The sequence below is a fragment of the Rathayibacter sp. SD072 genome, assembly GCF_017355185.1.
In the GTDB taxonomy this organism is placed as follows: Bacteria; Actinomycetota; Actinomycetes; order Actinomycetales; family Microbacteriaceae; genus Rathayibacter.
On the sequence record NZ_JADILJ010000040.1, the window covers coordinates 1 to 24423 of the forward strand.

Sequence of the window (24423 nt, forward strand, 5' to 3'; positions counted from 1 at the left end):
GTCGGCGCCGGGGTGGGCTCCGCCGTCGGCGCGGTGGTCGGCGCGACCGTGGGCTCCGCGGTGGGCGCGACCGTCGGCTCGCCCGTCGGCACCGGCGTCGGCTCGGGCGTGACCGCCGTGCCGAACACCGACTCCGCCGAGCCGAGCGACGCCAGCACGGTCTCGCCGTTCGCGTCGTCGACCGCGTCGTTGTCCGTGACCACGAAGACCTCGCCCGCGCCCGTGATGCCGAGCCCCTCGAGCTTCTCCTGGGTCCAGCCGTTGCCCGCCTCGAGCGCCGGCAGCACGTCGGCCGCGAGCGTCTTCTCGAGCAGCGGCAGCTCCTCGCCGACCGCGGCGCCCGCGCCCGCGGGAAGCGGCACCGTGTAGACCGCCTTGAGGGCGGCGTCCGGACCGTTGCGCTTGTCGCGCTCGATCACGGCGAGCGTGCCCGCCGGGGTCAGCGTGATCTCGGAGAGGCCGTTCCAGTCGCCCTCGACTCCGGACGGAGCCTCGAGCGGGTAGCCGAAGAAGCTCCAGGTGCCGGCGGCGACGTCGTAGCGGCCCAGGCGCACCACTCCGTCTGCGTCGATCGAGGCCTCGCGCTGCAGCGCGGTCCAGACGAACTCGCCGTCCGTCCCGGACTCGATGGTCACGCCCTCGAAGCCCTGAGAGCCGAGCGCGTCGGCGACCTCGGCGGGGAGCGCGATGCGCTCGCGCACCGCGGCGGAGTCGTCGAGGCGCAGCAGGGCGTTCTCGGGTCCGGTCGCGCCCTCGGTCACGGCCCAGAAGCCGCCGTCGGCGCGCGCCGCGATGCCCTCGAGGTCGAGGGCGGCCGGCTCACCCGCCTCGGTGACGGTCGTCGTCGCGTCCAGCACCGCGGGAGTGACGGAGGTGTCGATCGAGTGGATCGTGCTCGGCGCGTAGGCGCTGTCGCTCACCGCGAAGAGGCGGTCGGCGTCGGCCGGGTCGGTGGAGAGTCCCGAGAGGGCGCCCCAGGGCAGCGGTGATCCGTCGACGTCGGCCGAGACGAGCGTGGGGAACGCCGGAGCGGAGGCGCCCAGCGCGTAGAGCTGCACCGTGGCGCGCAGAGCGGCTTCGGCGTCGTCGGTCTCGCTCGAGACGACGAGCAGGTCGCGCTCGGGCAGGGCGAGCAGCCCCTCCGGACCGGGCGTCGACGGCAGCGCCTGCACGAGACGCGGCGCGGTCGGGTCCGAGACGTCGTAGACGGCGACGAAGTTGGCGCGCTCGGCGCCGACGAAGACGTACGGCACGCCGTCGAAGGTCGCCGACAGCAGGCCCTCGGGCTCGGAGCCCTTGGCGTCGGAGCGCTTGTCGGGGTAGAGGCCGAGGCTCACGGCGAGGTGGTCGAAGGAGTTCCCCGCGTCCCACTGCACCGCTCCGGTGGCCGCGTCGAGGATCGACCAGCCGCGCGTGCCGCCCTTCCAGTCGCCCTCGTTCGCGATCGCGACGTGCGCGTCGCCGACCCAGCCGATGGCGTCGGGCTCGCGCGGCACGTCCGTGATCGATCCCGTGAGCGAGATCGTGTCGTCGTCGAGGGTGTCGATGCCGTCGACCGAGACGGTGCCCGCGGAGTAGGAGGTGAGCACCTCGCGCGAGGCCAGGTCGACGATCGCGACGGCGTTGTTCTCCTGCAGAGTCACGGCGACGGCCGTGTCGGCGGGGTTGATCGAGACGTACTCGGGCTCGGGGTCCTCGGGGGTGTCGAGGCCCGTGAGTCCGGTGAGCGAGACGTGCTCAGCGACCCAGGCGGAGGGGTCCCCGGTGAGGTCCATGACGACGAGCTCGCCGGCGGGCGCCTGCGGCAGGTCGCCCTCCTCGGCGCCCTCGGGGGTGAACTCCTCGTCGCGCTGGTTCTCGATCGCGATGACGGCGGTGTCGCCGGCGGTGGTGACGTCGATGGAGTCGGGCTGCCCGCCGAGCTCGATCGTCGCGACGGGCGCGAGGTCGGCGGCGTGCAGCACGCTCACGTGACCGGAGGGGTTCGCGAAGTCGCCGTCACTCGTGTCGACGACCGCGAGGACGTACTCGCCGGTCGCGTAGACCGAGGTCGGCTCGCCGCCGACGCCCGTGCCGCCGAGCGGCTCGGGCGACTCGGGGTCGCTGATGTCCAGGACGTTGATGCGCTGGCCGGCCGAGTCGGTCGAGTAGACGAGGCGGCCGTCGGGCGACGCGCTCGAGATCTCGGCGACGGCGGAGTCGACGGCCGGGTCGGCGGCGTTCAGGTACGCGGGCACGGTGGCGATGCGGGTGAAGAAGGAGTCGCCGCTCGCCGCGGCCGGCAGGGCGGCTCCGAGCGTGCAGCTCGCGAGGGTGAGGACGATCGCGGCGCCGGCGGCGCGGCGGGGGGCATGAGGACGGGGCACGGGTCTCCTGAGCGGGTTCGAAGGGAACCCGACCACGCTGGTCGGCGCGGGTGAACGCGGGGTCGCTCTCGGGTGTCCGCCGGGGGAACGCGAGGTGTCAGCGGTCCCGGGAGCGGGAGGCCGGGGGCCTCGCTCCGCCGGCGCCGACCCGTGGCGCTCGGTGCGCCGTTCGTAACCGAGGTCAGGAGCGCCCCCGGCGGCGGGTGCGCCGCTCGGAGAGGCTCCTGACCTCGGTTCCGTACGGTCCGGCGAGCAGAGTGCGCGCTCAGAGAGTGTTCGGGCCGGTCCAGGCTCCCGGTCGGCCCTGGTTGCAGGTGCCGTCGCCGGCCGTCGACGAGACCGTCATCGACCACTCGGTCGCCGCTCCGACGCGGGACACGCCGGTGCCGCCGTGGAACGCGATGTCGAACGCCGCGGATCCGCCGTCCCGCAGGAGCGCCTGCGGGTTGAGGAAGGTCACCGTCGAGGTGCCGATCCCCGTGACGCCCAGGGGCGCCGGGAGACCCGCCGGGGCGGTCAGCGGGGCGACCACCAGCGAGCCCGTCGGGAACGAGGGCCCGTCGGTCTGCACGATGGTGATCGTGATGGTCGAGGCGCCCGCCGGCCTCCGCGACAGGACGTCCTTCACCGCGACGCGGACTTCTCCGGATCAGACCGCTTCGTCCTCGAGTTCGACGGGACGATGACCGCTGAGCAGCGCTTCCGACTGCTGCAACGCCTCGAGGGGATGGCGGCGGGAAGCGACGACTGACGCAGACATGGCACGAGGTGCCCGCTGATCGAGCAGCCCGCGGAGCGGGCGTAGCGAGATCCCCGTGGCCCAGCAGGGTGGGCCACGATACGCCGCTGTGCGGCTACTCGACCAGCAGGGGAGGAGTGAGCCCCGCGGCCGCCGATCCCCACGCCGCCAGAGCCTCCCGCACGCGCTCGTCGCGCGCCAGCCCCAGCGCCTCTGCGTACGCGCCCTCGAGCACGTCGTCGATCCGCACGCGCTCGCCCGACTCGGAGGAGCGCACCGCCGCCTCCACCATCGCGAGGCTCCGCACGTTCGCGTGCACCTCGCCCGAGGGTGTGCCCCCGGTGCGCAACGCGGAGACGAACTCGGCGAGCGAGCCGTGGATCTCCTCCGGGACCGGCACGAGCGCCGCCGTCCGTACCTCGGAGGACTCCCGTGCCTGCACCTCCGGCGCCCCGTCGCCGTCCCAGCGGGCCGTGCCGCCCGCGCCGTTCACACGCCAGTTGCCGTTCCACGACGTCTCGAACCCGTCGGCGCACCAGCTGCCCGTGTAGGTGAAGCGCAGCCCGCCGGCGAACTCGAACACCGCGGTCGCCGCGGCGCCGTCGGCGTACCAGCTCCAGTCCGGGTTGTACTCCTCGCAGTACACCGACACCGGGTCGCGGTCGAGCAGGTACCGCGCGGCGTCGAACGCGTGGATCGCCATGTCGACGAGCAGCACGTGCGGCATCTCCTCGCGGAACCCGCCGAAGTGGGGCGCCTTCGCGAAGTCGACGGAGGCGGTTCCGAGCGTTCCGAGCTCGGCGATCTGCGCGCGGAACGCGGCGATCGCGGCGTAGTACCGGCGCGACTGGCTGGTCATCAGCAGCCGCCCCGAGGCCTCCGCCGTCGCCGCGAGCACGAGCGCCTCGGCGACCGTCGGCGCGATCGGCTTCTCGCAGAGCACCGGCAGGCCGGCGAACAGCGCCTCGGTGCTCACTGGCAGGTGCGCGCGCGGCACGGTCACGTTGACCACGGCCTCGGCGCCCGAGCGCTCGGCGACCTCGGCGACGGAGGTGCCGATCGCGACCGGGGCGACCCCCTCCTCCGCCGCGGCCCGCTCGGCCAGCGCGGTGTCGAGGTCGACGAGGCCGACCAGCTCGACGTCGGCCGAATCGCGCAGCGCGTGCAGCCAGGCACGCCCCATCGCTCCTGCGCCGACCTGGACGATGCGCACGGGAGCGCTCATCGGACGAGCGCTCCCTGGTAGTCGTGCCCGGTGTAGAAGTTCTCGGTCTCGTAGCGCTGCAGTACCGGCAGGGTGCGCTCGGGGCGGACGGTGCGCGCCCACTCCACTCCGTTCGCGATCACGCGGCGCACATCGGCGTGGTGGTACACGGGGTAGTCCTGGTCGCCGGGCGAGAAGAAGAAGATCTTGCCGTGCCCCCGCTTCCAGGTCATGCCCGAGCGGAACACCTCGCCGCCCGAGAACGTCGAGAGGAACACCAGCTCGTCGGGTGCCGGCACGTCGAAGAACTCCCCGTACATCTCCTGCTGCGGGATCACGAACGGGTGGGGCACGCCCTGGGCGATCGGATGCGTCGGGTCGACGGTCCAGACCAGCTCGCGGTCCTGCTCCGATCGCCAGCGCAGTGTGCAGGTCGTGCCCATGAGCTTCCCGAAGATCCTCGACCAGTGGCCGGAGTGGAGCACCAGCAGTCCCATGCCCGACAGCACGTGGCGGTGCACGCGCTCGACGACCTCGTCGGCGACCTCGCCGTGCGCGGCGTGCCCCCACCAGACGAGCACATCGGTGGCGGCGAGGACGTCCTCGGTCAGGCCGTGCTCCGGCTCGTCGAGCGTCGTGGTCGACACCTGCGCGCGCTCGCCGAGGTTCTCGGAGATGCCCGCGGCGATCGTCGTGTGCATGCCGTCCGGGTAGATCGCGCGCACCTCCTCCTCGATCTGCTCGTGGCGGTTCTCGCCCCAGACGAGGACGCGGACGGGAGAGGAGGGAGTGGTCACGGGAGGGTCCTTCACTGGTCGGCACTGACGGGGTGGCGGAGGGGGGTTAACCGCTTTACCGCGATGTCCAGGATGATGGACGTCACCGCCGCTCGTCAACCGCGAGGGGCGACGAGCGGAGGAGCACCATGGCGACCATGCGCGACGTCGCCGAGCGCGCCGGCGTCTCGATCGCCACCGTCTCGTTCGTCGTCAACGACTCCAAGCCCGTGACCGCCGAGACCCGGCAGCGCGTCGTCGACGCGATGGCCGATCTCGACTACCGCCCGCACGCCCTCGCGCGGGCGCTCGCCCGCCGCCGCTCGATGATCCTCGCGGTCGTGTTCCCGCTGGTGCGCCCGCGCCTGCTCAACACGGCCACCCTCTTCTTCGCGGGAGCGGCCGAGGCGGCGGCCGAGCGCGGCTACTCGATCGTGCTCTGGCCCTCGCTCGACTCCTCCGAGCGCCTCGCCGGCCTCCGCGCGGACGGGCTCGTCGACGGCGTGGTGCTGATGGAGGTCGCCCTCGACGACGACCGGGTCGACGTGCTGCGCGACTCCGGAACGCCTTTCGCGCTCATCGGGCGCACGCGCGACCCCTCCGCCCTCGACTGGGTCGACATCGACATCGAGGGCATGGTCGAGGAGTCGCTCGCGCGCCTGTCGTCGCTCGGTCACGAGCGCATCGCCCTGGTGCTCGGCGGTCCCGAGCGTGTCGAGGGTTTCGGAGCGAACGCCCGCGCCCGCGAGACGTTCCGGCGCGTGTCGGGGGAGCGGGGTCTCTCCAAAGTGCTGCTCGAGGCTGAGGAGTCGGCTCGCGGCGGACGGGCGCTCGCCGCGGAGCTCGGCGACGTGACGGCGGTGCTCGTGTTCGACGGAGGCATCGCCCTCGGCCTCGCGCACGAGCTGCGGCACCGCGGAGTGAGCGTGCCGGAGGACGTGTCGATCGTGCTGCTCGCCTCGACCCCGGATGTCGCCGACTTCGGCGATCCCGAGCTCGACGTGCTCGTCTCGCCCGCGCACGAACTGGGGCGGCGGGGAGTGGAGGCGCTGCTCGCGCGGCTCGAGGATCCGGCGGCCCCGCTCGTGCAGGAGCGGATCGGCGGGGAGTGGCGGACCGGCGGATCGGTCGCGCCGGCTCCGCGCCCGGGCGGGGCGGATCGGTCCGCGAGCGACCGCGGGTAGGGCTCGCGCGGGCGGCACGTGCCCCGGTCGCGTTGGCGCCGGTCGTCCGGCTCGCGGGATCGTGTTCGGCTCGCAGATCCCGCCCGTTCTGACGAGCCGAACCGGTTTCTGCGAGCCGGAGGTGCTGCCGAGGGGCGCGTCAGCTGGTCGTCACGGCACGATCGCGTCGATGTACCCGCCGTCGACCCGCACCGCCGCGCCCGTGGTCGCCGAGGCGAGCGGCGACGCGAGGTAGACGACCGTGTTGGCGATCTCCTCCGGCTCGATCAGCCGCTGCAGCAGCGAGTTCGGCCGGTGCAGCCGCATGAACTCGCGCTGCGCCTCGTCCCAGGGGAGCGACGCGTCGACCAGCTCGTGCACGAAGTCCTCGACCCCGCCCGTGTGCGTCGGGCCCGCGAGCACGCTGTTCACCGTGACTCCGCTGCCCGCCGCCGCCTTCGCGAAGCCCCGCGAGACTCCGAGCAGCGCCGTCTTCGACACCCCGTAGTGGATCATCTCGGCCGGCGTCGCGACGGCGGAGTCGCTGCCGATGTACTGCACGCGCCCCCAGCCCCGCTCGATCATGCCGGGCAGGTACGCGCGGGTCAGGCGCACCCCGGTCAGCACGTTGACCTCGAAGTAGCGCCGCCACTCGTCGTCGCTGATCGTGAGCGGATCCGCGCTGCCGAAGATCCCGAGGTTGTTGACGAGGACGTCGACGGTCGGAACGGCCTCGAGCAGCGCCGCGCTGCCGTCGTCGGTGGCGAGGTCGGCGGCGACTCCGCGGACGGTCGCCTCCGGAACCTGCTGCAGCACCTCCGCGACCGCCGTGTCGATCGAGCCCTGTGAGCGGGCGTTGACGACCACGTCCGCGCCGGCCCGTGCGAGCCCGACGGCGATCGCCAGCCCGATGCCCTGCCCGGATCCGGTGACCAGTGCCGTCCTGCCGATGAGATCGATCGCGATCATGCTGCTCCGTCCTGCGGCGCGCGCGGTGCGGGCCGTGCTCTCGATGACAGTAGTAGCGACGGGGTGCCCGCAGATGTTGCTGCAGGGGGTCTTCTTGAGGTGCTTGCCGCGAGGAGTGCCCGGCGAAGACGCCTTGAACCGGGTCTGAAGTCGACAGACCGATCGAAGCCGATGCAGCCCTCTCCCTTCTGTTCCCCGCGCAGAGCCGCTGAGGCACTGCGATGTGACGAGAAGATTCGGCGTGACCGATCGGCCCGAGGCGAATCAAGCCGGCATGGCGCCGCACAGGTGACCCGTTCGATCTGGTGGTGAGCTGCAGTCAGCTCTTATTCGGAGCGGGAGTGCCGTGTGTTGCGACAGTGGATGTGGTGCACATGCGCTTGGAAACGCACGAACCAAGCCACCACAGTAGTCGACGACGGACTACTTCGCCTAGCCGCCGAATGACGCATCTCAATTCACGGCAGACGATGCCAGAATCTCGCGATTTCTTCCCCTTGAGGTGAAGAAATGCAGTGGCGAGAAACTGCTTGCAGTGACAATTCTTGTCCGACCTGCGCCACTGGCGTCTCTCTTCACGCCACATCCTTCTGCCTGAGACCTCTCTCATATGAGAATTCGTCATGTTTAGTTAGCGTTCCTCGCATCAGCACCAACACATCGCTGAGGGATTGGGGAATCGCATGTTCATGAGTAAGAAGCCCTCGAGAGAGAGCCGCTTCACGAAGGTGGCCGCGGCTACGGCAGTGATCTTCGGGGTGCTCGGCGCAGGGGCGGTCATCGCCACCTCTGCCCAGGCTTCCGAATGCAGCTTCGGGTGGTGTGGCATCGTCCACAGCGCAAAGGACTCGACACGTACCGTGTTCGTCGGCTCTGCATGGAGCGGCTCAGCGCCGTCCGGCAAGATCGCCGCTCTGTCGCCCGGCCAGTCGTCGAAGTCGTTCATGGTGGACGCCGACGCCTACAAGCTCATGCCAGGTGCCTGCGCCTGGTGGTACACCGAGGCCGGAACCAAGCAGGCACCCGCTCGCGTGCGCGGCGATGGCAGGTGGCACCAGATTCACAACAGCTTCAACTACACGATGCACACCTATGCCTGCTGAGGTGCTACCGTCCACGTCACTGCCGACTGCCGCCCCTTGAGAAAGAGAGTCAGCTGATGAAGAAGATCGCCGTCCTGTTGCCGTTGGTGCTGACTTTTTCGCTGTCATTGATGGCCGCATACGCATTGCCAGAGGTGGTGTGGGCTCTAGCTAATCCCACATCGGCAGATACAGACCCGGCATTCTTCTTCGCCGGATTCATTGGACTCTTCATCGCGTTCCTCGCTCTGCACGTCTGGGGGGTCGTATGGCTGCTTCGCGGGCAGAGTGCTGAAGACTAGCTTGAGCTGGTCGGAGAGGGCCGGCGCCCGCGGGGGCCGGCCCTCTCCGCATTTCGGCGACGCTCTCGAAAGGCGCTGCGCTGCGCTGTTGCTTGAGTGCAATTCAGATTTCAGGCAACCCGCCGATTCGCTGCCCGGATCCGGTGACCACTGTCGTACTGCTCGTGCGAGCATCGCTGCTCCGTTCTGCCACGCGCCGTGCGCGCCGTGCCTCCGATCGTGTCGGTTGCGTCGCGAGAGCGGACCCCGGACGAGTCTCTGGAAAGCATCGCGGACCCGGCACCGCTCCTGCGCGCAGAACTCGTCGGCACTTGGGACGCGGGCGTTCAGTTCACCTACGCGTTCTGGATCCCGCTGCTGTTCTTCGACGCACCTCACTCGCACAGCGCTGCCGCTCATCTCTTCGTCGCGCGCGGAGAGCTCCTGCTGGGTTACGGCGAGACGTTCGACCGCTCGTGTCTCGAGCGGTATCCCGCCGGTTCCTTCCTCTGGGTTCCAGCCGGCGCGGCGCACTTCGACGGGGCCGACACCGAGACGGTGCTCATCGGCACGGCGACCGGCCGTGAAGCGCCGACTACAGGTGAGGCGTCGGCCACGAGGGGCTGGTTCTCCGCAGCGGTCGGATCCGGTTCCTCGGGGTCGGAGAGCCCCCCCCGATCCTGGAAGGGGGCGGCGGAGCGGTGTCGCGCCGATGAAGGGGCGCCTCGTCGCGGCGCCGCCAGTGCAGCACCTTGCGCCCTCCCGCGCCCCGCGCGTACCGTGCTGGAGTACCTCGTCGCGAGCCGCGACGTCGGTGCGGCCACCTCACCGGCCGACCGGACGGCTCGCGGACACGGGGGCTCCCCGCACGGAAGACGGTCCTTTGCGCATCAGCACCGGTACTGCGTCCACGACGCAGACGCTGACCTCGCACTGACGACCCCCGTGCCCGCCCGCTGAGGGCGAGGCTCCCGCATGCCGGGAGCCCGGTGGTCGTCGCGCGGCGACACACCATCACCGGGAGCACCGTGCCCTCCATCACCCCACCCTCCGTCGTCCTCACCGACTGCTCGTTCGCCTGGCCCGACGGCGACGTCGTCCTCGACCGGGTCACCACCGCGTTCGGCCGCGGCCGCACCGGGCTCGTCGGGGCCAACGGCGCCGGCAAGTCCACGCTCGTCCGGCTCGTCACCGGCGACCTCACTCCGACGCACGGCACCGTCTCGACGACGGGGCCGGTCGACCTGCTGCCGCAGCGGCTCCGGCGCGGGCCCGACGACACCGTCGCGGATCTGCTCGGGATCCGCGGGAAGCTCGACGCCCTGCACGCGATCCTCGGGGGCGACGCCGATCCGCGGCACTTCGATGTGCTCGACGACGACTGGGACCTCGACGCCCGGGCGGCCGCGGCGCTCGGGGAGGCAGGGCTTCCGGAAGATCTGCGTCGGCCCGTCGCGACACTCTCGGGTGGGCAGGCGGTCCTCGCCGCGGTGACCGGCGTGCGTCTGCGCGAAAAGCCGATCGCCGTGCTCGACGAGCCCACCAACGATCTCGACCGGCGGTCGCGCGGCCTGCTGCTCGACCTGGTCGACCGGTGGCGCGGCACGCTGATCGTGGTCAGCCACGACCGTGAGCTGCTCGAGCACGTCGACGAGATCGCCGAGCTGCGGGGCGGCGCGCTGCGCACCTCCGGAGGCACCTTCTCGGACTTCGAGGAGCGGCTCGCCCTCGAGCGTGCCGCGGCCGAGCGCGACGTGCGCGACGCCGATCAGCTGCTGCGCGCCGAGAAGCGGCAGCGCATCGAGGCCGAGACGACGATCGCGCGGCGAGCGAAGGTGGGCGCCCGATCGGCGGAGTCGATGCCGAAGATCCTCGCGAACGCCCGGAAGAACCGGGCCGAGGGGACCGCCGGGCGCCTCCGCTCCGGTCACGGCGAGGCGGAGGCGCGCGCCCGCGAGCAGGTCGACGCCGCGTCGCGGGCGGTGCGGGACGACGACGCGGTCCGCATCGAGCTGCCGGATCCGGGGGTGCCCGCGGGGCGGCGGCTCGCCGAGATCACAGTGCGCGGCCGCGCCACGGTGCTGCAGGGGTCCGAGCGGATCGCCGTGGTCGGCGCGAACGGCACGGGCAAGACCACGCTGCTCGAGCAGCTCGTGCGGGCGGCGGCGCGTCCGCATCCGATCGCCGACACGCACGCCACCGCGCTCACCGACCGGATCGGCTGGCTGCCGCAGCGTCGGGAGGGGCTGCTCGACGACGACCGCACGGTGCTCGAGCACGTGTCGCGAGCGGCTCCCGCGGTGCCGACCGGTGAGCTGCGCAACTCGCTGGCCCGGCTGCTGCTCCGCGGCGCGATCGTCGACCGGACGGCGGCGACCCTGTCGGGAGGGGAGCGTTTCCGCGCCGCACTCGCCGGACTCGTGCTCGCGCAGCCCGCTCCGCAGCTCCTCGTGCTCGACGAGCCGACCAACGATCTCGATCTGGCGACGACCGACCATCTCGTGGAGGTGCTCGCGGCCTGGCGGGGCGGGCTGGTCGTGGTGAGCCACGACGAGGCGTTCCTGGAGCGGCTGGGGCTCGACGGGCGGGTGGTGCTGGACGCGGACTGAGCGGGAGCGCGGCCGTCCCACTCCGTTCTCGCGGCCGCCGAGTCGACGCGGGGCGGGCTCCGGGGTCGGGACGGGCCCCGGTTCGAGTCCACTCGGGTCGGGCTGCGCGGTGGAGTCGACGCGGGGCGGGCTCTGGACCCGGACCGAGCCCCGTTCCGAGTCGAGTCGCGTCGTGCCGCACGCCCGAGTCGACGCGGGCCGGGCTCCGGACTCCGAGCAGGCCCCGTCCCGCGACCACTCGCGCCCCGGATGCGCCCCGCCGGCACTCGCGGACGCGTCGACTCCGCAGTAGTTGTCGTACTCGCGCTCGAGTACGACAACTTTCGAGGAGTGGACCAGGCCCTCAGCCCGAGTGGTGCCGCCCGATCGGCAGCACCAGCGGCGTGCGCGACACCGGGTCCTCGATGATCCGCGACTCCATCCCGAACACCGCGCGCACGACCTCCGACGTCACGACCTCGGCCGGAGTCCCCGACGCGTACAGCGCCCCCGCCCGCACCGCGAACAGGTGGTCGGCGTACCGCGCCGCGAGGTTCAGGTCGTGCAGCACGATCACGATCGTCGTGCCGCGCGAGCGATTGAGGTCGGTGAGCAGGTCGAGCACCTCGATCTGGTGCGAGACGTCGAGGTACGTGGTCGGCTCGTCGAGCAGGAGCACGTCGGTGCGCTGGGCGAGTGCCAGGGCGATCCAGACGCGCTGGCGCTGGCCGCCCGAGAGCTCGTCGACCGGGCGGTCGGCGATCTCGAGGGTTCCGGTGGCGCGCAGGGCGTCCTCGACGATCGCGTCGTCGTCGGCGGAGGAGCCGCGGCCGAACCAGCCGCGGTGCGGGTAGCGGCCGCGCGCCACCAGGTCCGAGACCGCGATGCCCTCCGGCGCGACCGGGGTCTGCGGCAGCAGTCCCACCTGCGTCGCGACCTGCTTGGTCGGGAGCCGGTGGATCGCCTGCCCGTCGAGCAGCACGGCGCCCGAGCGCGGAGTGATCAGACGCGCCATCGCGCGCAGGAGCGTCGACTTGCCGCAGGCGTTCGCTCCGACGATCACGCTGATCGCGCCGGTCGGCACCTCGAGCGACAGGCCGTCGACGACGATGCGCTCGTCGTAGGCGAGCGTCACGCCGTCGACCGCGAGCGAGCGGTGGGCGGAGGCGACCCCCGGGGTCGCGGACGTGGGCGATGCGGTCACAGGGTGCCTCCGGTGCGGGTGCGTCGGGCGAGGAGCCAGAGCAGGAACGGCGCGCCGAGCGCGCCCGTCACCACTCCGACGGGGAAGCGGGCGCCCGAGAAGGCGAGCCCCGCGACGTACTGGGCGACGAGGTCGGCCGCGAGCACGACCACCACGCCGACGAGGGCGGACGGCACGAGCAGCGACCGCGCCTCCGGGACGATGCGCCGGGCGATCGGACCCGACACGAACGCGATGAACGCGATCGGCCCCGTGGCGGCGGTCGCGACCGAGACGAGCCCGACGGCCACCGCGAGCAGCACCGTGCGGTCGCGCCCGACGGAGGCGCCCAGCGCGGTGGCGGAGTCGTCGCCGAGCTGGAGCACCTGCAGCCGCCCCGAGAGCAGCAGCGCCAGCGGCACCAGCACCAGCATCGCCAGTGCGAGCGGAGGCACGGCCTCCCACCTCGCCGAGTTGAGGCTGCCGGTCAGCCAGCGCAGCGACTCCTGCACGTCCTCGAAGTCGGCCCGCGTCTGCACGTACGCGATGACGCTCTGGAGCATCGCGCCCACCCCGATGCCGATCAGGATCAGGCGCGCCCCCGCGACTCCGCCCCGCCCCGCCAGCCCGGCGATGACGAGCGCGGTCAGGAGGCCCGCGACGACGGCGATCACCGAGACGGCGACGCCCGAGAGTCCGAGGAACGCGATCGCGACGACGGCCGCGGCGCTCGCCCCGGACGTGATGCCGATGATGTCGGGGCTGGCGAGCGCGTTGCGCAGCAGCGTCTGGAAGATCACGCCGCCCATGCCGAAGCCCGTGCCGACCAGCACGGCGGTGAGGGTGCGCGGCAGGCGCAGAGTGCCGACGGTGAACGACGCCCCGGGAACCGTGTCGCCGAGGATCACCCGCACGACCTCGACGGGGGAGTAGAAGGTGTTGCCGACGCTCAGCGACACGAGCACGAGTGCGAGCGCGACGGCGGCGAGGATCGCGCAGCCGAGCGCGGTGCGGCGCGCACGGCGTGCCCGCCCGGCGACGATGCCGGTCGACGAACGGAGCGACGTGGCCGTGCTCACAGCGCCCGCACCTTCGAGCGGCGCACGATCGCGATCAGCACGGGCGCTCCGATCAGCGCGGTGACGATGCCGACCTCGACGTCGCTGGGCCGCGCGACGACGCGCCCGACGACGTCGGCGGTGAGCAGCAGCAGCGCGCCGAGCAGGGCCGAGGCGGGCAGCAGCCACGCGTGCGCGGGCCCGGTCAGCCGGCGCGCGAGGTGCGGCACCGTGAGTCCGATGAATCCGATGGGCCCCGCGACGGCGGTGGCGGCGCCGCAGAGCAGCACGGCGGCGACGCCGGCCACCAGGCGGATGCGTCCCACGCGGCGGCCGAGGCCGGTCGCGAGGTCGTCGCCCAGTGCCAGGGCGTCCAGGCCGCGCGCGCTGCCGAGCGCGAGCAGCGCGCCGACGGCGAGGAACGGCAGCACCTGCAGGATCCCGGTCGTCTCGGCGCCGCCGACGCCGCCGACCTGCCAGAAGCGGAAGCGGTTGAGCGTCTCGTCCTGCGTGAGCAGCACGGCGCTGATCAAAGAGGTGAGCGCGGCGGCGGTCGCGGCTCCGGCGAGGGCGAGCGTGAGCGGAGTCGCTCCGTCGCGGCCGAGCGACGCCACGGCGTAGACGAAGGCCCCGGCGGCCGCCGCACCGAGGAACGCGAGCCAGACGAACTGCGGGAGGGTCGTCACTCCGAGGACCGAGATGCCCAGGACCACCGCGAGGGACGCTCCCGCGTTCAGCCCCAGGATGCCCGGGTCGGCGAGCGGATTGCGGGTCATGCCCTGCATGACCGCGCCGGCGAGCCCGAGGGACGCGCCGACCAGCAGAGCCAGCACGGTGCGCGGGATGCGGTTCTGCACGGCCGCGTCGACGATCGAGGCGGGGTCGGGCGCGGTGAGCGCCGGCCAGACCTCGGCGAGCGGGATCTCGCGCGAGCCGTAGACGAGCGAGGCGATCGAGGCCAGGGCGAGCGCGACGACGACGGCGCCGAGCCCGAGGGGGCGCAGGCGCCGAGCGGCGCCCCGCTCGCGAGTGTCGTCGCGGGCGGGGCGCCGGGGAGGAGCGGAGGCGCCGGTGCTCACGACACCTTGTCGGCGGCCGCCGCGATCCCCGCCGTGTACTCGTCGAGACCCCACGGGATGCTCAGCAGGTTGGGCGAGGAGGTCGCCATCGCGAGGGACGAGCCGTCGGTGAGGACGTAGACCGAGCCGCGCGCGACGGCCGGGATCTTCGAGAGCAGCGGGTCGGCCTGCAGGGCCGCGAGGGTGGTCTCGTCGCCGTAGACGATGAGCACGTCGGCGTCGAGCTGGTCGGCGTTCTCGGAGCTGAGGGTGCCGCTGAACGCCTCGGAGTCGCCCGAGAGCTCGACGACGCTGGGCGCGACCTCGAGGCCGAGGTCCTCGACGTACTTCACTCGCGCGTCGTTCGGCGTGTAGTAGGTGAAGGAGCTGGCGTCGGTGGGGTCGTACCAGCCGTAGGTGAAGGTCGTGCCCTCGAGCGAGGGGTGCTCGGCCACCGTGGAGGCGATCTCGTCCTCGACCTCGGCGACCTTCGCCTCGGCCTCGTCCGCGAGCCCGAGGGCGGCGCCGTCGAGCTTCGCGGAGTCCTGCCAGGTGGTGCCCCAGGGCAGGCCCGGGTAGGCGACGGTCGGGGCGATCTGCGACATCGTGTCGTAGTCCTCCTGCGAGATGCCGGAGTAGGCCGAGAGGATCACGTCGGGCGCGAGGTCGGCGATCGCCTCGAAGGGCACACCGTCGGTCTCGTCGAAGAGCTCGGGAGTCTCGGCGCCGCTCGCGTCGAGGGCCTCCTTCGTCCAGGCCAGCAGCCCGTCGCCGTCCTCGTCGCCGTAGGAGGCGCGGGCGAAGCCGACGGGAACAACGCCCAGCGCGAGCGCGACGTCCTGGTTGGTCCAGCTGGTGGCGACGACGCGGTCCGCCGACTCGACGGTGGTCTCGCCGAAGGCGTGCTCGACGGTGACGGGGAAGCCGGCCGACGCGCCAGAGGGGGCGGAGTCGGAGCCGGCGTCGGCGCCTCCGGAGCAGGCCGTGAGAAGCAGGGCGGTGAGGCCGAGCGAGGCGACGGCGGTGAGGCGGCGGGGGGTGCGGATGGCGGGCACTGGTGTCCTTCGGCAGGGGAGGTACGGGGTTGCGAAGGTTAACCTAACCTAACTTCCTCGGAGTCGCCACGGCGGGGCGGTGTTCTGCCCGGCCTCGCAGGAACGCGCGAGCCTAGGGTGGAGGCCATGGTCCCGACGCAGCCGCCCACGGATCCGGGCGAGGAGCCGCGGACCCCCGAGCCCACTCCGGAGGAGCGCGCGCTGCGCGCCATCCGGAACACGAGCGCCGGAGCCGACCCGGGCGCCGAGGCCCTGGCCCTCTCGAACGACTTCACCGACCGCTGGACGGAGCGGCTCCGAGGGGTGTGGCGGCGGCTCCGCCTGCGCGGTCGCGGCCCCCGGGCATGAGCCGGCACCGGGGCGGGTCTCGGCACGGGGTCTCGCGTCGACGCGTTCGACGCCCCTACGGTCGCACGACGCGTCCCACCGCACGGACGCCGGGTCCGGACGTCGGCCTCGAGGTCGTGAGGAGGGCCGGCGGATGATCCGAGTACTGACCGTGGGCACGGGGACGATCACGACCGGATTCTGCCGCGCGGTGGACGTGGTCTCCGGGATCCGCGTCCACGCGGTGCACTCCCGCGACGCGGGGCGGGCGAGGCTCCTGGCCGACAGCGCCGGTGCGGTTCCCGCTCCGACCGATCTCGAGCGGGCGCTGTCGGTCGAGGACATCGACGCCGTCTACGTCGCGACCCCGAATCGACTGCACGCCGAGCACGTGCGCCTCGCGATCGAGCAGGGCAAGCACGTCCTGGTGGAGAAGCCGGGCGTGACGGACGCGCCCGCGTGGGCGGACCTGGTCGCGCGGGCGGACCGAGCCGGTGTCGTCCTGATGGAGGCGGTTCGATCCGCCTACGACCCCGGCACGCTCGAGCTGGAGCGCCTTCTGCCCCTCGCCGGTCGCCTCCGTCGCGCCTCGTTCCGGTTCGAGAAGGTCTCCTCCCGGTACCCCGCGGTGCTGCGCGGCGAGTCCAGCTCGACCTTCGACCCGGACGGCGGCGGGGCCCTCCTCGATCTCGGTGTCTACGCCGCGAATACGGTGATCGGGCTGTTCGGCGAGCCCCGCGGAGTCGCCGGCCTGCGCGTGGCCATGGCGGGGGGAGTCGACGGCGCGGGGATCGCGCTCCTCGACTACGGCGACGTCGTCGTCGATGTGAGCGTCTCGAAGATCACGACCTCGTTCGCGTCGAGCACGATCCAGGGAGAGGACGCCACGCTGGAGATCGACCGCGTCGTCGCGCCCCGCTCGATCACCGTCCGACCGGTCGACGGCGCCGCGCCGACCGTCCACGAGATCCCGCCCCCGGCGCATCTGCTCGCCCCGGAGGTGGCGCGCTTCGTGGACCTGGTCCGCGGCGCCGACCCCGGGCCGGACCAGCGCCGCACCGCCGCGACGCTGCGGACCCTGGACCGCATCCGCGCCGCGTGGGCCGACCACCCGGACCGGGTGTGAGCGTCCGGGGATCGAGGATCCGGTCGGTCCTCGAGCGACGATCTCTTAGACGACGCACTGGTCCGCACCGCAGGATTCGGCCTCGAGGACGAGCGACGGTCGACGCTACTTCTGTTCGGGCAGGGGATCAGGCGGGCTGTTGTCGGAGACCTCGCCGTTCTCCGATCCGACCGATGTCACGGTGTACGGGCTGAGGTTCAGGGTGTCTCCGGCGTACAACGTGAATGCCGAGTTCCGCCGCACCTGGTTGAGTGCGTTGATGTAGTCGACGTGGAGGCAGAAACGCTCAGCCACGACGGTCCACACGTCATCGGGTGCGACGACATAGGCGACTGGTCGGCCGGCCTCGTCCGCCACGACGTCGCCGTTCGCGTGCTCCCGCGGACCCTGGTCCGACGGGATGCGCAGGCGCTGCCCACCCAACGACGACACCGATGGTCGTTCGGACGACCACGGCTCGTACAGCTCGATCGGCGCGCACGTCGATGCGGCTGAGGGCGTCGGTCGAGCTGAAGCCAGCACGTCGGCTTCGACCGTCGCTGCCGGCGCGGGCTGCTCCGGCACTGGTTCTGCAGACGTCGGAGTCGTTCCCGCGGCAGCGTCGGGCGACTCGCGAGGCGTCACGCATCCTGACAGCGAGACGAGCAGCAGCAGCGCGGCCCCGATGGATGCACTGACACTCGTGATCCCCCGACCCATGTGGTGAGCGTAACGAGTCGCCGGGGCGTCGGATCCGCTCGACTCGGCGGGAACTCGTCGACGGGTCCCGGCGAAGAGGCGTGCGCTCAGTGGAAGTCGAGAGTGGAGGGCGCGGGCGCCAGCACGGTCGACACGATGACCGCTCTCGTCCTCGTCGCAGTGCGGAATCCGTGGTGAGCAGACCCCCGGACAGGCCGTGCGTGCCCGACGTGCAGTCCGTCGGGATGTTGTGATCAGCGTGGCGTGAGTCGACGGAGCGAGGATCTCCACGCTCCGGGCCGAGGATGCTCCGGCCCGCCGATCTGCTGCACGTCAGCAGTGCCGGATCGACCCGCTCGGCCGTCGGATCCGGGGCGCCGCACCCCCTCGGAAGCTGAGTTCGATCACGATCGACTCCGTCCGTTGCGTCAACGCGATTGACGACTTTACGGTCGCATCAATCGTTTGACGGAGGGAGTGTCGATGCTGACACTGAAGGACATCGCACGGCACGTGGGCGTGTCCGCGTCGACCGTGTCGCTCGTCCTCAACGACCGCGACCGCGGTCGGGTGAACCCCTCGGTCGCGGCGACGATCCGCAGGACCGCGGACGACATGGGCTACGTGCCCAACCTCCTGGCCCGCGGTCTGAAGACCCGGAAGTCGCACACCATCGGGATGCTCTCGGACGGCGTCGCGAGCATCCCGTTCGCGGGGGGCATGGTGCGCGGCGCGCAGGACACCGCCTGGACGCTCGGCTACCTGCTCATGCTGATCGACTCCGGCGGCAACCACGACCTCGACTCGGCGGCGGTCAAGTCGCTGCTGCAGCGCGACATCGAGGCCCTCGTCTTCGCTGCCGAGTTCCACCGCGACGTCGAGCTGCCCCTGGTGCCGACGTCGGTGCCCGTCGTCGTCCTCGACGGACGCTCCGCCGACCGGACCGACGTCGACTCCGTCGTCCCCGACGAGGAGCAGGGCGGTTACGACGCCGCCCGGCACCTCCTCGAGGCGGGTCACCGCCGCATCGCCTACTGCGGGGTCGCGGACGAGCGCTACATCGCCGCCACCCTGCGCCGCCGCGGCTACGAGCGGGCGCTCGCCGACGCGGGCGTCGCGCTCGACGAGTCGATCGTCGCGGCGGCCCCGGGTCCCGACGCCCGCGACGGATTCGCGCTCGCCATCGCCCTCCTGTCACGCTCCGATCGCCCGAGCGCGGTCTTCTGCTTCTCGGACCGGCTCGCGTTCGCGTTCTACCAGGCGGCGGGACGGCTGGGGCTGCGGGTGCCCGAGGACCTCTCGATCGTGGGCTTCGACAACCAGATCGCCGTCGCCGACTCGGTTCTCCCCGGACTCACCAGCGTCGCCCTGCCCCACGCCGATATGGGCTCCTGGGCGATGGAGCGGGCCGTGCTGCGGATCCGCGGCGAGTCGTCGCTGCCGTACGAGCACCGGCTGATGCGCTGCCCGCTCGTCCTGCGCGACTCGGTCGGGCCGCCGGGCTGATCCGCCGCCGCCGCCGTCCGGCGCCCCCGCGCCGCCCTCCGGCCGACCCGCACTGCTGATCCGAGGATCACCCGCTCACCCCCCTCCCGTCGTCGCGCCTGCGGCGACCCTCCGACCCCTGCCGTCGGCGCACGCCTGCGGCAGTCCCTCCCCATCACGAAAGCAAGGAAGCTGACATGAGACACCCCCGACGACCCCGTCGCGCACTCGCCCTCGCCGCTGCCGCACTCCTGGGTGCGACGACCCTGGTCTCCTGCTCCTCCGCCGGCGGAGAAGCCGAGAGCGACGGGACCTTCACGATCCTGCAGTACGAGAACCCCGACTCCGCGCAGGGTCAGGGCTGGGCCCGCGCGGTCGAGCTCTTCGAGGAGCAGCACCCCGATGTCGAGGTGGACTACCAGACCACGAGCTTCGACGCGATCCGGCAGAACGCCAAGATCCTGCTGACCGGCAACGACGTCCCCGACGTGATCGAGTTCAACAAGGGCAACTCCGACGGCGGCCAGCTCGCGGCGCAGGGCCTGCTCGACCCGATCACCGACCTCGTCGAGGAGCGCGGCTGGGACGAGAAGGTGTCGGGCGCGATGTCGTCCTTCGCCCGCTACGACGAGAACGGCAATGCCGGCTCCGGCGACTGGTACGGCGTCCCGAACATCGGCGAGTACGTGATGCTCTACTACAACAAGGACCTCTTCGCGAAGGCCGGCATCACCGAGCCGCCGACCACGATCGAGGACTTCGAGGCCGCGATGGACGAGCTCCTCGCGCAGGGCGTCACCCCGATCTCGAGCTCGGCGGCGACCAGCCAGGGCTTCAACCAGATGTGGGTCTGGTACTCGCTGGTCTCGCAGGCCGCCGGGGACGACCGCACCCCGATCGACGACTTCATGTTCCTGCGGAAGGACATCGACTTCAGCCAGGACCCGTGGGCGTCGGGCACGCAGCGCTTCCAGGACTGGATCGAGAAGGGCTACGTCGGCGAGGACCTCGGCGGGCTCTCGTTCGAGCAGGCCACGGTGAACTTCCTGGGCCAGGACGCCGCGATGCTCATCTGGAACAACGGCGAGTTCGCCCGCATCGGCGAGCAGGCCGAGTTCCCGTGGGGCTACTTCACCCTCCCCGGGGCGGACCTCTCGATGGGCTCGTCGGGGCACCTCTGGGGCATCCCCGCGAAGGCCGGCGACAAGGACCTCGCCGCCGACTGGATCGACATCACGCTCAGCGACGAGGTGCAGAACCTCATCGGCGGGAAGGGCGGGCTCCCGCTGGCGGGCGACACCGCCACTATCGAGGACCCGCTCACCCAGGAGTTCACCGCGCGCTTCGACGAGCTCGTCGCGGACGACGCCCTGACCTTCTACCCGGACTACCCGGTCCCCGGGCTCCTCGACTTCATCCAGAACAACATGCAGGCGATGTCCAACGGCAACGAGACGGCCGACGAGTACCTGCAGAAGCTGCAGGAGTTCTACGACGACGGCCGCGCGGTCGTCGAAGAGGGCTGAACCGGATCCACGGAAGGACCATCATGACCTCCGCACCACCCCGTCCTCCGGCGGCGCCCCCCGCGCCCGCCGCCCCGGTCGGCGCGCCCCCGCGGCGCGCCGACCGGGGCGGCGGAGGCCGCGCCGGCTACTGGCTCTACCTCCTCCCCATCGCCGTCGGCTTCGTCGTCGTGGTGGGGGCCCCCTTCGCCATGAACGTCTTCTTCAGCCTGTTCCGCTGGAAGGGCGGGCTGGCGCCGATGCGCTGGAACGGCCTCGGCAACTACACCGCGCTGCTGGCCGACGAGCAGTTCTGGCAGTCGTTCTCGAACTCGGTGGCGATGATCGTGGCGATCGTCGTCATCCCGACCGCGATCGGCATCGTCCTGGCCGCGCTGCTCTTCGACTACCTCGGCAGGAGCTTCGGCGCCCGCGCGGCCTCGTTCCTCCGGGCCACCTTCTACCTGCCGCAGATCCTGCCGATCGCGGTGGCCGGCTTCATCTGGAGCTGGATCCTCGACTCCGGCGACGGAAGCCTCAACGCCGCCCTCCGCGCCATCGGGATCTCGGATCCGCCCGACTGGCTCGGCGATCCCACCACGGCGATCTACGCCGTGATGCTGATGCTCGTCTGGCTGCAGATCGGCTACCCGGTCGTCATCTTCATGGCCGCGCTCCAACGGGTCGACCCCGAGCTCTACGAGGCCGCCGAGCTCGACGGCGCCGGCTGGTGGCGGCGCTTCACGGCCATCACCGTCCCGCAGATCCGTCCGGAGGTCTTCATCGTGGTCCTCACCGCCACCGTCGGCGCACTCAAGGTGTTCGCGCCGATCCTGATCCTGACCGGCGGCGGGCCAGAGAGCTCGACCGTCGTGCCCTCCTACTACGCGTACCGCAACTTCTTCGAGCTGTCGCAGGTCGGCTACGGGTCGACGATCGCCACGGTGATGTCGGTCCTGATCTTCGCGATCGCCGGCGTCCTGCTCTGGTGGCAGCGGCGCGGAGACGGCGAGAAGGTGGTGGCGCGATGACCGCCGTGGACGCTCCCCGCGCGGAGCACCGCTTCCGCCGCACCCCGATGCACTGGCTGATGCTCGTGCTGGCGGCCGCCTTCGCCCTGCTGATGCTCGCTCCGTTCTGGCTGCTCGTGCTCAACGCCTTCAAGACCGGAGCGGACTACTCCGCGAACGGGCCCCTCGCCTTCCCGACGTCCTTCACCCTCGATGCGTTCACCTCGTATCTGGGGCGGGTCGACTACCCGGTGGCGCTGGGCAACTCGCTGCTCATCTCGGGTGTCGTCGCCGTGGCCGGCGTCGGCGTCGCGCTCCTGGCGGCCTACGCGATCGGCGTCGGCCGGATCCGCGGAAGCGGCATCGTGCTGGCGCTGCTCCTGATCTCGACGATGCTCCCGCACGAGGCGCTCATCTACCCGCTCTTCTACGGGGCGCAGGCCACCGGCACGCTGAACACCCCGTGGGCCGTGATCATCGTCTTCACGGTGCTGCAGGGCGCGTTCGGCACCTACATCCTCGCGAGCGTGATGGCCACCGTCCCCAAGGAGCTGCTCGAGGCCGCGGCGATCGACGGCGCCGGCCGCTGGCAGATCCTGTGGCGCGTGGTGTTCCCGGTGCTCCGGCCGACGCTCTCGGTGCTGCTGGTGTTCTTCTTCATCTGGACCTGGAACGAGTTCTACATCCCGCTCATCCTGCTCAGCGACCCGGCCTCCCAGACCGTCCCGATCGCCCTGTCGACCCTGCGGGGCCAGCACTCGATCGACATCACGGTCGTGAACGCGGGCTCGCTGCTCTCGCTCATCCCGACGCTGATCTTCTTCCTGCTCTTCCAGCGGACCCTCAGCCGCGGCGTCACCGCCGGGGCCGTCAAATGATCCGCGCGACCTCCCTGCCCGCCTCCGTCTCCGAGGAGTACCGATGAACATCCCCTGGCACACCACCACCCGCGAGCGCGGCGTCCGCAGCCGCTCCATCAACGCCGAGAACCCGACCGGAGCGTCGGGCGCGGCGGCCAGGACCGCCTCCGATCTCGGTCCCGGCCGCAAGGGCACGGCGTTCCTGCCGCTGGCCGCGGGCGAGACGCTGACCCTGGCCGAGATCGAGGGCCCGGGGGTGATCAGGCACATCTGGATCACCGTGGCCGACCGCACCGAGGCAGGTCCCTTCGTCCTGCGCGATCTGGTCCTCCGGGCGTACTGGGACGACTCCGACCAGCCCGCCGTCGAGGTCCCCCTCGGCGACTTCTTCTGCAACGGCTTCGCGACCCGGGCGCTGGTGACCTCGATCCCGATCGTCGTCGCGCCGACCGGGGGGATGAACAGCTACATCCCCATGCCGTTCCGCCGCTCCGCCCGCCTCACCCTCGAGAACCAGCACGGCGGCGACCTGCCGCACGTGTTCTTCCAGGTCGACTACACGACGGGCGACGCCCTGGACGCCGGCACCGAGTACTTCCACGCCCAGTGGCGGCGCTCGAACGGCACCACCGCACTGGGCAGCGATCACGTCGTGCTCGACGGCGTGGAGGGCCGGGGCACCTACCTCGGCACCTACATCGCGCTGGCCTCCCTCCAGCGCTACTGGTGGGGCGAGGGCGAGATGAAGTTCTTCGTCGACGACGACGACGAGTTCCCGACCCTGTGCAGCACCGGTCTGGAGGATTACGCGGGCGGTGCGTGGGCGTTCCAGGACGAGCTCCGCGCCGACCCCGAACCCGAGATCCTCACCTTCAGCGCGCCGTACTTCGGCTACCCCTTCCACAGCACGCGCGACACCACCAGGGCGTCGCCGTTCTCGACGGAGGCGGTGCCGATGCACGCGCTCTACCGCTGGCACCTGCCCGACCCGATCTACTTCGACGAGCGCCTCCGCGTGACGCTGCAGCAGATCGGGGCCTGGGACCACGGGCTGTTCGAGCGGCAGGACGACCTCTCGAGCACCGCCTACTGGTACCAGTCCGGGCCGACGGCGGCGTTCCCGCCGCTGCCTCCCGTCGAGCAGCGCCGCCCGCGCTGAGGGGTCAGGTCGGGCGGACGCACGCCTCCTCGATCGCCGCCTCCTCCTCGAGCGTGAACGAGGACTCGGCGGTGGTCGGGAACCAGCCCTGCTGCGGCCACTGCGAGACGAAGTCGGCGCGCGACGGAGCGGCGGTGATCGTCGCTCCGTTCGCCTCGTAGCAGGGCACGAGGTACTCGGTCAGGTAGCTGTAGAGGTAGTCGATCTGCTCCGTCGTCATCGGCGCGATCGGAGTGGTCGGGTAGGTGCTCCAGCAGGTGAACGAGGCGACGGACTCCGCCTCGTCCACGGGGCTCACCATCAGCCCGGCGGGTCCCTCGCCGTCGGCGTCCGTGCCGATGTCGACGGGGACCCCCGCCGCCTCGAGGCAGTCCACGAGCTCCGGGGCCGCGGCCTCCTCGCGGTACTGCAGGAACGGGTCCGCGGGCCGCACGGCGCTCGGGTAGCCGGCGACGACGCCCTGCCACTGCTCGTCCTGCTGCTCGATCCGGAGCTCCTCGAGCCGGTCGGCGTCGAGGGGCGCCGGCGCCGGGGACGGGCCGAGATCCGGCATCGGGTACACGACGGCTCCCTCCGCGCTGGGGGAGGAGGTCGGGGCGTCCGACGCGGACGGGGCGGCTCCCGCGCATCCCGTCGCCCCGAGGGCGAGGCAGGCGCCGAGCAGGAGCGGGACGAGGTGCCGTGAGCGCGTGCGAGTCATGTGGTCCCCCCCCGGAAGCCGACCGGCACCGAGAGGGCGCCGGTCGCTCGA

General features: G+C 71.8%; 22 protein-coding genes. 11 read left to right on the forward strand and 11 right to left on the reverse strand.

Translation table 11 applies throughout. The features are described from left to right. The 4 genes from IOC53_RS19010 to IOC53_RS14435 form a co-directional block, all read right to left on the reverse strand. On the reverse strand, positions 1-2366 hold a 2366-nt coding region (locus IOC53_RS19010; protein WP_207406743.1), incomplete at its 3' end, for an esterase-like activity of phytase family protein. Positions 2367-2631: 265 nt separating this feature from the next. Then, positions 2632-2994: a hypothetical protein gene (locus tag IOC53_RS14425; RefSeq protein ID WP_207406746.1), complete on the reverse strand. Its 363-nt coding sequence runs from the start codon at positions 2992-2994 to the stop codon at positions 2632-2634. A 226-nt stretch (positions 2995-3220) separates the two neighbouring features. Then, a complete protein-coding gene (locus tag IOC53_RS14430; protein WP_207406748.1) occupies positions 3221-4330 on the reverse strand; it encodes a Gfo/Idh/MocA family protein in 1110 nt (369 codons plus the stop codon). Beyond that, complete coding sequence (locus IOC53_RS14435; RefSeq protein WP_207406750.1) at positions 4327-5106, reverse strand: ThuA domain-containing protein; 780 nt, start codon at positions 5104-5106, stop codon at positions 4327-4329. Before IOC53_RS14435 ends, IOC53_RS14430 begins: the two co-directional genes overlap by 4 nt. 128 nt (positions 5107-5234) lie before the next feature. Here IOC53_RS14435 and IOC53_RS14440 point away from each other — a divergent pair, with 128 nt between their 5' ends. Further along, positions 5235-6269, forward strand: coding sequence for a LacI family DNA-binding transcriptional regulator (locus IOC53_RS14440; protein ID WP_207406751.1), 1035 nt, complete (start codon positions 5235-5237; stop codon positions 6267-6269). 150 nt (positions 6270-6419) lie between these two features. On the opposite strand, the gene IOC53_RS14445 is transcribed toward IOC53_RS14440, so the two are convergent. Next, on the reverse strand, positions 6420-7214 hold the full coding sequence (locus IOC53_RS14445; protein ID WP_207406791.1) for an SDR family NAD(P)-dependent oxidoreductase: 795 nt from the start codon (positions 7212-7214) through the stop codon (positions 6420-6422). A 692-nt stretch (positions 7215-7906) separates the two neighbouring features. Here IOC53_RS14445 and IOC53_RS14450 point away from each other — a divergent pair. The 3 genes from IOC53_RS14450 (at position 7907) to IOC53_RS14460 (ending at position 11189) form a co-directional block, all read left to right on the forward strand. Then, positions 7907-8320 (forward strand): hypothetical protein, encoded by a 414-nt coding sequence (locus IOC53_RS14450; protein ID WP_207406752.1) that lies wholly within the window; start codon positions 7907-7909, stop codon positions 8318-8320. Between the two features lie 56 nt (positions 8321-8376). Then, positions 8377-8601, forward strand: a complete 225-nt coding sequence (locus IOC53_RS14455) for a hypothetical protein (protein WP_207406753.1) — start codon at positions 8377-8379, stop codon at positions 8599-8601. A gap of 1007 nt (positions 8602-9608) precedes the next feature. Continuing rightward, complete coding sequence (locus IOC53_RS14460; protein ID WP_207406754.1) at positions 9609-11189, forward strand: ATP-binding cassette domain-containing protein; 1581 nt, start codon at positions 9609-9611, stop codon at positions 11187-11189. Between the two features lie 343 nt (positions 11190-11532). Here the strand turns inward: IOC53_RS14460 and IOC53_RS14465 are convergent, their stop codons facing one another. From IOC53_RS14465 to IOC53_RS14480, 4 genes are read right to left on the reverse strand one after another with little or no spacing between them, the layout of a single operon-like run. Further along, on the reverse strand, positions 11533-12372 hold the full coding sequence (locus IOC53_RS14465) for an ABC transporter ATP-binding protein (protein ID WP_207406755.1): 840 nt from the start codon (positions 12370-12372) through the stop codon (positions 11533-11535). Beyond that, positions 12369-13430, reverse strand: a complete 1062-nt coding sequence (locus IOC53_RS14470; RefSeq protein ID WP_207406757.1) for an iron chelate uptake ABC transporter family permease subunit — start codon at positions 13428-13430, stop codon at positions 12369-12371. The genes IOC53_RS14465 and IOC53_RS14470 overlap by 4 nt, the downstream gene beginning before the upstream one ends. After that, positions 13427-14488 (reverse strand): iron ABC transporter permease, encoded by a 1062-nt coding sequence (locus IOC53_RS14475; RefSeq protein ID WP_207406759.1) that lies wholly within the window; start codon positions 14486-14488, stop codon positions 13427-13429. The genes IOC53_RS14470 and IOC53_RS14475 overlap by 4 nt, the downstream gene beginning before the upstream one ends. Continuing rightward, complete coding sequence (locus IOC53_RS14480; protein ID WP_207406760.1) at positions 14485-15522, reverse strand: iron-siderophore ABC transporter substrate-binding protein; 1038 nt, start codon at positions 15520-15522, stop codon at positions 14485-14487. Before IOC53_RS14480 ends, IOC53_RS14475 begins: the two co-directional genes overlap by 4 nt. Positions 15523-15648: 126 nt before the next feature. Between IOC53_RS14480 and IOC53_RS14485 the strand changes: the two genes are divergently transcribed. Together IOC53_RS14485 and IOC53_RS14490 are read left to right on the forward strand one after the other, a co-directional pair. Then, positions 15649-15870, forward strand: a complete 222-nt coding sequence (locus IOC53_RS14485; RefSeq protein WP_207406761.1) for a hypothetical protein — start codon at positions 15649-15651, stop codon at positions 15868-15870. Positions 15871-16003: 133 nt separating this feature from the next. Further along, positions 16004-16975, forward strand: a complete 972-nt coding sequence (locus IOC53_RS14490) for a Gfo/Idh/MocA family protein (RefSeq protein ID WP_207406762.1) — start codon at positions 16004-16006, stop codon at positions 16973-16975. A 105-nt stretch (positions 16976-17080) separates the two neighbouring features. On the opposite strand, the gene IOC53_RS14495 is transcribed toward IOC53_RS14490, so the two are convergent. Then, positions 17081-17674 carry a hypothetical protein gene (locus IOC53_RS14495; protein WP_207406763.1) on the reverse strand — a complete coding sequence of 198 codons (594 nt, stop codon included), beginning with the start codon at positions 17672-17674 and terminating at the stop codon, positions 17081-17083. A gap of 462 nt (positions 17675-18136) precedes the next feature. Here IOC53_RS14495 and IOC53_RS14500 point away from each other — a divergent pair, with 462 nt between their 5' ends. The 5 genes from IOC53_RS14500 to IOC53_RS14520 all read left to right on the forward strand — a co-directional run bounded on the left by IOC53_RS14500 (position 18137) and on the right by IOC53_RS14520 (position 23672). Beyond that, on the forward strand, positions 18137-19159 hold the full coding sequence (locus IOC53_RS14500) for a LacI family DNA-binding transcriptional regulator (protein WP_207406764.1): 1023 nt from the start codon (positions 18137-18139) through the stop codon (positions 19157-19159). Between the two features lie 176 nt (positions 19160-19335). Then, positions 19336-20664 carry an ABC transporter substrate-binding protein gene (locus IOC53_RS14505; protein WP_207406770.1) on the forward strand — a complete coding sequence of 443 codons (1329 nt, stop codon included), beginning with the start codon at positions 19336-19338 and terminating at the stop codon, positions 20662-20664. Between the two features lie 149 nt (positions 20665-20813). Next, complete coding sequence (locus IOC53_RS14510; RefSeq protein ID WP_207406793.1) at positions 20814-21674, forward strand: carbohydrate ABC transporter permease; 861 nt, start codon at positions 20814-20816, stop codon at positions 21672-21674. Next, entirely contained in the window at positions 21671-22531 is an 861-nt protein-coding gene (locus tag IOC53_RS14515; protein WP_207406772.1) for a carbohydrate ABC transporter permease, read from the forward strand. The genes IOC53_RS14510 and IOC53_RS14515 overlap by 4 nt, the downstream gene beginning before the upstream one ends. 43 nt (positions 22532-22574) lie before the next feature. Then, a complete protein-coding gene (locus IOC53_RS14520) occupies positions 22575-23672 on the forward strand; it encodes a glycoside hydrolase family 172 protein (protein WP_207406773.1) in 1098 nt (365 codons plus the stop codon). A gap of 4 nt (positions 23673-23676) precedes the next feature. Here the strand turns inward: IOC53_RS14520 and IOC53_RS14525 are convergent, their stop codons facing one another. Next, complete coding sequence (locus tag IOC53_RS14525; RefSeq protein ID WP_207406774.1) at positions 23677-24372, reverse strand: hypothetical protein; 696 nt, start codon at positions 24370-24372, stop codon at positions 23677-23679. Positions 24373-24423 lie beyond the last annotated feature (51 nt).